General features: G+C 47.9%; 7 protein-coding genes and 1 CRISPR repeat array. Of the genes, 1 reads left to right on the top strand and 6 read right to left on the bottom strand.

What is annotated here, in order from left to right:
• Window positions 1–113 precede the first annotated feature (113 nt).
• On the top strand, window positions 114–731 hold the full coding sequence (gene cas6, locus HWQ67_RS07910; protein ID WP_218252143.1) for a CRISPR system precrRNA processing endoribonuclease RAMP protein Cas6: 618 nt from the start codon (window positions 114–116) through the stop codon (window positions 729–731).
• Between the two features lie 138 nt (window positions 732–869).
• A CRISPR array of direct repeats spans window positions 870–2570; the repeat unit is 36 nt; unit sequence AAAAGAATTAAGACCTCATTTAGAAGGGATTACGAC.
• Between the two features lie 187 nt (window positions 2571–2757).
• On the opposite strand, the gene tkt is transcribed toward cas6, so the two are convergent.
• From tkt to HWQ67_RS07880, 6 genes are all read right to left on the bottom strand, one after another.
• The gene (gene tkt / locus HWQ67_RS07905) at window positions 2758–4749 is read right to left on the bottom strand and encodes a transketolase (protein WP_218252142.1); all 1992 of its coding nucleotides are present in this window, start codon (window positions 4747–4749) and stop codon (window positions 2758–2760) included.
• A gap of 362 nt (window positions 4750–5111) precedes the next feature.
• Window positions 5112–5570 (bottom strand): hypothetical protein, encoded by a 459-nt coding sequence (locus tag HWQ67_RS07900; RefSeq protein ID WP_218252141.1) that lies wholly within the window; start codon window positions 5568–5570, stop codon window positions 5112–5114.
• A gap of 97 nt (window positions 5571–5667) precedes the next feature.
• Complete coding sequence (locus tag HWQ67_RS07895) at window positions 5668–7035, bottom strand: sigma-54-dependent transcriptional regulator (RefSeq protein WP_218252140.1); 1368 nt, start codon at window positions 7033–7035, stop codon at window positions 5668–5670.
• A 3-nt stretch (window positions 7036–7038) separates the two neighbouring features.
• Entirely contained in the window at window positions 7039–8484 is a 1446-nt protein-coding gene (locus tag HWQ67_RS07890; protein WP_218252139.1) for a sensor histidine kinase, read from the bottom strand.
• Window positions 8485–8691: 207 nt separating this feature from the next.
• Window positions 8692–9096 (bottom strand): HEPN domain-containing protein, encoded by a 405-nt coding sequence (locus HWQ67_RS07885; protein ID WP_218252138.1) that lies wholly within the window; start codon window positions 9094–9096, stop codon window positions 8692–8694.
• Window positions 9083–9436: a nucleotidyltransferase domain-containing protein gene (locus HWQ67_RS07880; RefSeq protein ID WP_218252137.1), complete on the bottom strand. Its 354-nt coding sequence runs from the start codon at window positions 9434–9436 to the stop codon at window positions 9083–9085. Before HWQ67_RS07880 ends, HWQ67_RS07885 begins: the two co-directional genes overlap by 14 nt.
• Between the last annotated feature and the right edge of the window lie 227 nt (window positions 9437–9663).

Genomic DNA, 9663 nt, shown 5'->3' with positions numbered 1-9663 from the left:
TTGAATGAAAAAACTGTCAAGAGCAGTAGAACCAGGGCACAATGCATAAGGCTCTCGCAATTTTCATGGGCGGGGGCGAATAGTGCTCCTATTCATGAAGGTTTAACCTAATATTGATAGGCAAGGCAGGACAATACCTGCCATACTTCATCTTAGCATTTATTGAGCTTGGCAAGATTGGTCTTGGCGCGGGCAGGGGCAAGTACATATTAATTAACGTAAGTGATGATAAGAGGACAGTTTACAACATTGATGATGGTCATATAAATCCTGGATTGCCAGAGGAGTTACATATCTCTGAGACCTTCGGGTTCGCCAAGTCCCCTCATAGGGATCTCAAGTTGAGGTTTATAACTCCTGTTAGGATTCTATTTAACAGAGATATGGTGGTCAAGCTGGAGTTTCACATCTTGCTAAGGGCCTTAATGCGCAGGATATATCTCCTTCATTGCTTTCACTGTAAAGAGCCGGAATTATTGTGGAATCACAAGGAGATAATAGACAATGCGGCATATGTTTCAATCCTGGAAGATAAGTTAGAGTGGTGGGATTGGCAGCGGTACTCAAGCAGGCAGAAAACGCATATGAAGATGGGTGGCCTCACAGGCACTATAACATACAGAGGGGACATAGAGCCTTTCTACTCAATAGTTAAGGCAGGTGAGGTACTGCATGTAGGAAAGGGTACAAGTTTTGGTCTTGGAAAATACACTGTTGCAAACCAACTATAAAAAATGTTATCTTATCTTTATTCTTTGAAAACGATGATAGTCTACAGAACAGACTTAACAGTAACTTATAAGGAAGGGATAAAGTTGTGCAACCCTGTCTCTAAGTCATTGTTATTGTTAAGGAAATTTATGGAGGGTAAAAGAATTAAGACCTCATTTAGAAGGGATTACGACCTGTTGTGTTGACGATGAAGTCAAAGACGTCGCCAAAAGAATTAAGACCTCATTTAGAAGGGATTACGACTGCGATCCTTACGGTACACAATCGCCCAACCACAAAAGAATTAAGACCTCATTTAGAAGGGATTACGACTATTGTACCTTTTGTGCCACCTTGCGTTAGCCGCATCAAAAGAATTAAGACCTCATTTAGAAGGGATTACGACTCACCGTCTTGGGGTGCTTAAAAAACAATATGTTTACAAAAGAATTAAGACCTCATTTAGAAGGGATTACGACTTACGAGAGTCTTGACTTGCTAAAGCGTCCAACAAAAGAATTAAGACCTCATTTAGAAGGGATTACGACTCAAAGGTTTTAATCTGATTGTAGAAATTACGAGAAAAGAATTAAGACCTCATTTAGAAGGGATTACGACGTTGCTTTCCTTTTCGATTGCAAAAGCAATATACAAAAGAATTAAGACCTCATTTAGAAGGGATTACGACCTGTTTCAGTTGTACTTTGCACTGTGCCTCCAAAAGAATTAAGACCTCATTTAGAAGGGATTACGACCGTCAATCCGTAAACCTGATTCTATCTGTTTTTAAAAGAATTAAGACCTCATTTAGAAGGGATTACGACGGCGGCCTCTTTGCTAAGTCGGTACTGCACCTGAAAAGAATTAAGACCTCATTTAGAAGGGATTACGACTAACTCCTTTGCGCTATTTCTATCAGCATTCAAAAGAATTAAGACCTCATTTAGAAGGGATTACGACTGCAGGTTGGCCCCCCAAAGGTCGGCGCCCCGCAAAAGAATTAAGACCTCATTTAGAAGGGATTACGACCGTTTACCTGAGCCTGGATTGAACCTTCAACCCAAAAGAATTAAGACCTCATTTAGAAGGGATTACGACCTTTTTTATTGCGCATCTTGTATCCTCCTAAAAAAAGAATTAAGACCTCATTTAGAAGGGATTACGACCTTACCGCACTTTTTCACTTGTTGACCTCCGCAAAAGAATTAAGACCTCATTTAGAAGGGATTACGACCAACCCCAATTGCCCTAATGTGTTCTGCTGTTATAAAAGAATTAAGACCTCATTTAGAAGGGATTACGACCCTCCTGCAAGTCGGCCTCCTGCAAGTCGGCGCAAAAGAATTAAGACCTCATTTAGAAGGGATTACGACGTCGTTCCTGTCCAATACGCTGATGGCGAAAAAAGAATTAAGACCTCATTTAGAAGGGATTACGACAGGTTTGCCCACTGTAGGTCGACTCCACAGAAAAAGAATTAAGACCTCATTTAGAAGGGATTACGACGAATACGTTCATATATCCTCCTATTTTCTCCAAAAGAATTAAGACCTCATTTAGAAGGGATTACGACTCCGTATATCCTGCCCAAATCGTACCCTGCAGGTCCAAAAGAATTAAGACCTCATTTAGAAGGGATTACGACGATCGATGCCTGACGGACTTTTAGCGTCGATATAAAAGAATTAAGACCTCATTTAGAAGGGATTACGACCGAAGTTTTGCCCACCGAAGGTTTGCGCCCTGAAGAAAAGAATTAAGACCTCATTTAGAAGGGATTACGACACGACTGCAGGATTATGTTGAATTGCCGATAAAGTGCAAAAGAATTTAAGACCTCATTTAGAAGGTATTACGACGGGGTGCTGAACTATTACCTCAGTGGTAGCACCACAATTAACCGTGGTTACCGAAATTTAAGGCTCTTTCGTAAAATGAGGGGTATCCCTCCCGCAAGGGGAGGGAGATTAAGAAGGGCAATATGAAGAAAAACAGGGAGGTCAGGATGATCTATGTGTGTGACACAGCATGTCCCCCTCCTTAATCTTACCCCTTTAGGAGTTCCGATGCCGTTTTGAGGACATTATTAACGGTCAGGCCAAAGTACTCAAAGAGGTGCTTTGAGGGCGCCGAAATACCAAACCTGTCTATCCCGATCACCTTGCCCCTGAGACCGACGTACTTATACCAGCCAAGGGTTGCCCCTGCCTCAATGGCTATCCTGTGTTCAACGTCAATGGGCAGAACCGACTCTTTGTATTGAGCGGACTGCTGCTCAAAAAGCTCAAAAGACGGCACGCTGACCACCCTGACGGCAACCGACTCCTTCGACAACTGCTCGTATGCCCCGATGGCCAAATGCACCTCCGAACCGGAAGCCATGATTATCAGGTCTGGGTGCGCCCCGGAATCGGCAAGGACGTAGGCGCCTTTTGTCAGGCCCTCGTGTGAGTTGTACCTCACCCGGTCGATAACCGGTACGGCCTGTCTGGTCAGAATAAGCGCCACCGGGCCATTTGGATGTTCCAGGATATAGCGCAGGGCCGTTACGGTTTCGTTGGCATCAGCGGGTCTGATCACCGTGAGGTCCGGTATGGCCCGCAACGCCGTAATCTGCTCAATTGGGTGGTGACTGGGACCGTCCTCGCCCACACCAATGGAGTCGTGCGTGAGGATATACAGCACCCTGGCCTTCATCAGGGCAGACATCCTTATGGCTGCCATCATGTAGCTGGAAAACACCAGGTAGGTGCCACAGTACGGGATGAGGGAGTGACTCAGGGCCATGCCCGTCGTGATGGCCGCCATGGAGAACTCCCGGACGCCAAAGTGGATGTTCTTGCAAGACCTTCCCGGTGCAAAGATGTCGTACTTGGGCAGATAGGTCATGTTAGACGGAGCAAGGTCGGCCGAACCTCCAAGCATCTGCGGTATGTAGTCGTTGACGATGTTGAGGACCTTTCCCGATACGGTGCGTGTTGCTACCATGGGGGAATCCAGTCCGTAGGCGGGCAAGGCTTCCTTCCAGCCATTGACGAATTTACCGGCCATCACATCCTTCCAGCGGGCGTAATCTGCGGGGTATTTAGCCTCGTACTCCTTCAACAGCCGCAACCATGCCTGCTGTAGCTCATGTCCCCTGTCTATTGCCGTTCGACAGTGTGCCAGGACCTCAGCAGGGACGTGGAAGGGTTCCGAAGGCCAATTAAAATGCGACTTGGTCAGACGCAGTTCCTCCTCACCCAAGGGGGCGCCGTGGATGTCGGGGTTGTCCTGTTTGTTGGGACTACCGTAGCCCAGGTGCGTATAGACTATGATCATAGAGGGCATGGTGTGTTCATTTCTTGCAGCGTCTATGGCCTGCTCAATGGCCTCAAGGTCGTAGCCATCAACGCGTTGCACGTGCCACCTTAATGCCTCAAACCGCTTGCCCACGTCTTCGGTAAAGGTCAGGTCTGTTGAACCGTCTATGGTATTGCTGTTAAACGAATACAGGTAAACGAGCTTGTCTAACTGCAGGTGTCCTGCCAGAGAGGCCGCCTCATAGGATATGCCCTCCATGACGTCACCGTCGCTTACGATTGCATAAATGTTGTAGTCTATAATTTTCAAGTCGGGTTTGTTAAAGAGGTCGGCCAGATATTTCTGGGCCATAGCCATCCCTACCCCCGTGGCAAAACCATACCCCAGAGGCCCCGTGGATACCTCTACACCGTGATCGACGTTGTACTCAGGATGTCCCGGGGTGTTACTGTCAAACTGCCTGAACGCCTTTATATCCTCAAGCGTAATCTTGTGTCCCGTCAGATATAGCAGCGAGTACAGGAGCATTGAGCCATGCCCCGCCGACAGAATAAACCTGTCTCTGTTGTGCCAGTGCGGGTCACGTGGATTGTGTCTTAAAAACTTAGTCCACAACACGTATGTCATATCGGCATCCCCCATAGGCATCCCCGGGTGTCCGGAGTTAGCCTTCTGCACCGCATCTATAGACAGCATTCTGATTGTGTTTATACATAGCTCATCAACTTTGGTCATTTATTAGCCTCCGATATTTTTTTATAAGGTAAGTGTATTCTGCCCTTTCCGTATTTGTCAATTAGTGCCATAAAGCAAACCCTTCAGACTCTTGCAACACTCCTGAACAGATACTTGTTTTTCACTACTCTTTGCGCTAACATATAGCAACAAAGATTCTAGGCTAAAAGGAGAACATACTGCCATTTAGATAGTGTATCACGGCCATCAGGAAAAATACAATGCCGCCATGATCCGGCCCACCGGTTGCCGTGATGCTACGTTTTCATAGTCCTGCATTAAGTATCACGAAGGGTAAAACAGGCAAGGCAGGCGGGATACCTCAACGCATTTTTCAAGGCAGGATGCCTTCCCTCCTTGCCTTAAGTCAGCGATTGCAGATAGTCCTGCAACTGCTCCGGCGTGGGGAACTCCTGGGGCAGCGGGGGTAGTTTGACATTTGGCAGACATGCCGGCAGCACGATACCCAAGAGGTTTAACACGGCAAACCGAACTACCTCGGGGGGTAATGATGACGGGGCATTCTCGATTAGAAACAACTCCGAGTTCCACAGGTCATTGCCGGTGACAATTCCGCTACAGTCATCGCCTCTGACAGAGCGTAAAGTGGCCCCCCTAGAGAGCACGAAAGACCGCACCTCAAGGTTTGACGACTGCAAGCCCTTAACGGCCGGATTTTGACCCAACCGATGCCTGCCTGCCGTCAGCGGAAGAAAACGACTGACGTTAACCCCTGAGCAATACACAAGGACATTATTGCCTCTTTTTTCGTCAGGCTTTATTACATAATAGAGAAAATCATTCATGTATACGTATGACATACCTTATCCTTTAGTATTTATTATATACGAAGACACCAGCGGATGACAACAAAAAAAATCTTGCTGTAAAAAATCCTGTTAGGTTTTACCCTTCTGCCTACTGCTTATCGGGGTGATTGAGGCCAAACTTCTCAAACCTGTACCAGAAGGTCTTGTAGCTCATCCCCAGGAGTCTGGCGGCCTTTGCTGCTACGTTGTTTGCCTGAGCCATGGCCTTTTTTAGGAGGGTTTTCTCCAGTTCCTCGAAGTTGATCCCCTCCTGTGGAATCTCTATGTTAAAGGCCGTGCCTGTTGTTGATACGCTTAACTCATCCTTGATGTCATCGGTGGTTATAAGCTCCGTGTCAGCCATGAGGACTGCCCGCTCAACGACGGAGCCAAGTTGGCGGATGTTGCCCGGCCAGTGATAATCCATGAGCATCCTCAGGGCGGAGCGTTCCACGCCCCTGATCTGTCTGTCAAACTCCTTGTTGTACTTGTCCAGAAAGTGCTGAATGAGCTGCGGTATGTCATCCTTCCTCTGCGCCAGGGAAGGCAGACGGACGGTCACCACCTTAAGCCTGTAATACAAGTCGTCCCTGAAGGTGGCTTTTTCGATCTCCCGTTCGAGGTCCTTGTTTGTAGCGGCGATGATCCTGACATCGACCTTGATGCTGTCTTTGCCGCCCAATCTCCGCACCTCCTTGTCCTGGAGCACTCGCAGGAGCTTTGTCTGCGTTATAAGGGGCATGTCACCGATCTCATCCAGAAACAGCGTCCCGCCGGAGGTCGATTCAAATAGTCCAATTTTGCGGTGAGTTGCCCCCGTGAAGGCGCCAGGCTCGTAACCAAACAACTCGCTTTCGATGAGATTATCGGGCAGGGCGGCACAGTTAATGGCCGTAAAGGGGGCCGTGCGCCGGGGGCTGTTGTAGTGAATCGCCCTGGCTATAAGCTCCTTTCCCGTACCACTTTCGCCGTACACCAGGACTGTAACGTTTACCGTTGTTATCTTGCGGACAACCTCCATGACATCCTTTATGCGCTTTGAAGTGCCCACAATGCCCTCTATGCTGAACTTGTCATAGAGTTCGTGACGCAGCCTTTGGTTTTCCCGCAGGAGGTCTATACGTTCGATGGCCTTTTTGACTATCAGCAGGATGACGTCCTTGTCCAGGGGTTTTGTGAGGTAGTCAAAGGCGCCTTTTTTTATGGCGTCCACGGCGCTGGTAATTGTCCCATAGGCGGTGATCACGATAACCGCCGGTCTTGACAACCCGGCGGGCAGGGCGTCCAGCAGTTGTATGCCGCTCATGCCGCCCATCTTGAGGTCCGTTATAACCACATCGGGCAGGAGCGTGGTTATCATGTGCAAACCTTCCTCGGCAGATGATGCACTGTAGACCTCGTAGCCCTCATCCTCCAGGATTGTTTTAAGGATGTCCCGCTGCAGGGGTTCGTCGTCTATAACTATTATAACTGCCATAATCTATTCACATGGGCAGGGCAAAAATAACTTGACGCTGCACCCCTCTCCCTCTACGCTGTGAAACTCGACCCGCCCCCCAAGCTCCTCCATCACCCGCCTGGTCATCGGAAGGCCAAGCCCGGGATGGTTCGGCTTGGTTGAGAAAAAAGGCTCAAACACCTTTGATATCAGTTCCTGAGACAATCCCACGCCGTTGTCGGTAATTGTCAGCAGATAATCGTTGTCTGACAGGTCTGAGGTAAGCCGTAGTGCATTGCCATCCTTCCTGCTTTCGGACATCGCGTTAAAGGCGTTGACGATGACGTTGAGTATACATGACTTAAAGAGTGCCGGGTCTACCTCTACCGTGACGTCACAGTGGTCGAACTCCCTGATTATTTGTATGCCGTCTGCCTCCGCCTTGGCCCACACGAGGGCCAGCACGTCCTCCAGCATGGGGTTGACCCTGACCTTCTGGATGCTGAATTTCAGTGGCCTGCTGTATTCCAGGAAATCGGTCACCAGTTGATTAAGGCGCTGTACCTCATGTTTGATGCCACTGATGAGGCTGGTAAACTTTGCGACACTCTCCGTCTCTGCCGGCCTGTATTTGTCCTCGATGTAGCCGATACTGAGGTTTATGAAATTCAACGGATTGCGTATTTCGTGTGCTATGTTGCGCGACAACTGCCCCAACCCCGACAGGTGTTCGGCCTCTCTGAGGCGTTCCTCGATGGAGCGACTCTCCCTGAGCCTCTGCACCATGTAGTTAAAGCTCTCGGATAGCTTGCCGATTTCATCACGGCTCAACACGGGTATGGATTGGGTGAGGTCTCCGGCAGAGACACGCAGGGAGGCATCGGCCAGCCTCTTGATGGGGTCCGTATAGCGCCTGGAAAATATTATGACGATCCCCATGCCTATGCCAAATACAACAAGCGTTAAGATTGTCCTTTTAATGGTGTTTGCCTTAATCAGGTCGGAGAAGTCGTCCTTGTTTATTTGCAGATGAATGTAGCCGTACTGCACACCGTCGGCTATGACCGGGATGATGACGTTATATGCCCTGCCCTCATCCGTAACGTGCTCACCGAGTTCGGCCTTGATGACGAGCTCTTTTTTCCTGTGCGAAATGCGTGCGCCCACCTTCGATATATTGGTGCTTGCAAGCACTTCGCTGTCGTTGCTGATTATCGTTATCTCCTTTAAGCCTTTCTTGTTGAGTTTTTGGAGGTACTTTGAGAGCCTTGCCTCATCGGTAACCCCGGAACCCGTGACCTCCTCCACCCCTATCTGGATGGCCTTGGTGAGTTCATCCGTCTGACGCTCTATCTTCATCAGGAGGCTTTGCTCCAGTTGATAGTTAAAGAGCACAAGCAGGGTGATGATTATTGCCATCAGAGACAACATCATCGCTATCAACTTAACGTTGAGAGACGGCGTGAAAGACAACTTCCGTAACATCATACGACTATTATAGCATTAAAAAAACGGAAATCACATTTACGCCAATGCGCCGTTTTTGGATAGCACCACAATCAACCATGCTTGCCGGGATCTATGCCACTTTTATCCATTCATAATATGGCATTATCACTATGCTTGAGCAACATGACCACGCTTAAATGGAGTGCTACCGGTTGATTGTGGTGTTACCTGATGTGATCATTCATTTTATAATTTGTCTTGAAGTGCATTTAATATAACAGCCCTTATTTTTAGAGCGATTGCGATTGCTTCTTCGGCATCCTCTCGTGGAATTTCATAATAAACCTCACTGGGATACCGAACTTCAACGCTGTAGCTTGAGAGGACTTCTGCACCGTCCGCTTCCAATTCTATGGAAGGACAGATATCTCGGCAGAGCAGGATCAGGTCTTCTATGGAGTGTGTCTTTGGAAACTCTTTCTCAATGTAGGTAAGATACCCCTTGATGTATTTCTCTGCACATTGTTGGGCATGAAAACAGACCGTATCGCATGGCGGTTTTTCGAGCTTCATGGTGTGCTTGGCTGTAATAAGGTCGTTTTCTGCCTTCTGCAGCCATGCCCTGACAACATCAAGCTTATCGCCTTTCATAGAGTACCCTTCCTCTGTGCGCTGCGGGATAGATCAACGTACCTACAATGTCCTTAAATTGCTCAAACTCCTCCGGTGTCCTGACAACAATATCCTTGGGGATATCGATATCCCTTAGAATCCGTCTTATAGAAACTGCCCGTTTGTGGGGCATCTCACTTGTCCGCATGACAATCATAAGATCAATGTCACTATCCGATGTCGCTGTTCCACCGGCATAAGAACCAAACAGGATTATCCGCTCCGGATCAAACATAGTGGCGATCCGCCTTGTGATTTCCATTAATAAAGCCTCTATGTCCATTCTAACCTTCTTTCTATTCTTTTTCTTAAAAACCATTCATTTACGTCAATGCTCCGTTTTTGGGTAGCACCACAATTAACCGTGGTTGCCGGCATTTAGGGCACTTTTATATTTTCATAGTATGGCATTGTTACTGTGCTTAAGCGATGTGACCACGCCGGACTGGAGCGCTGCCTATTCCTTCTGCTCGGCCAGATATGCACGTATCTCATTGATAAAAGCCCTTCCGTAGTTTTGAAGTTTTCTCTGTCCAACACCGCTTA

The organism is Candidatus Magnetobacterium casense, assembly GCF_019173545.1.
GTDB lineage: Bacteria > Nitrospirota > Thermodesulfovibrionia > Thermodesulfovibrionales > Magnetobacteriaceae > Magnetobacterium > Magnetobacterium cryptolimnobacter.
Note: the sequence above shows the minus strand (reverse complement) of the source record. Positions and strands in the feature narration are given on the sequence as shown.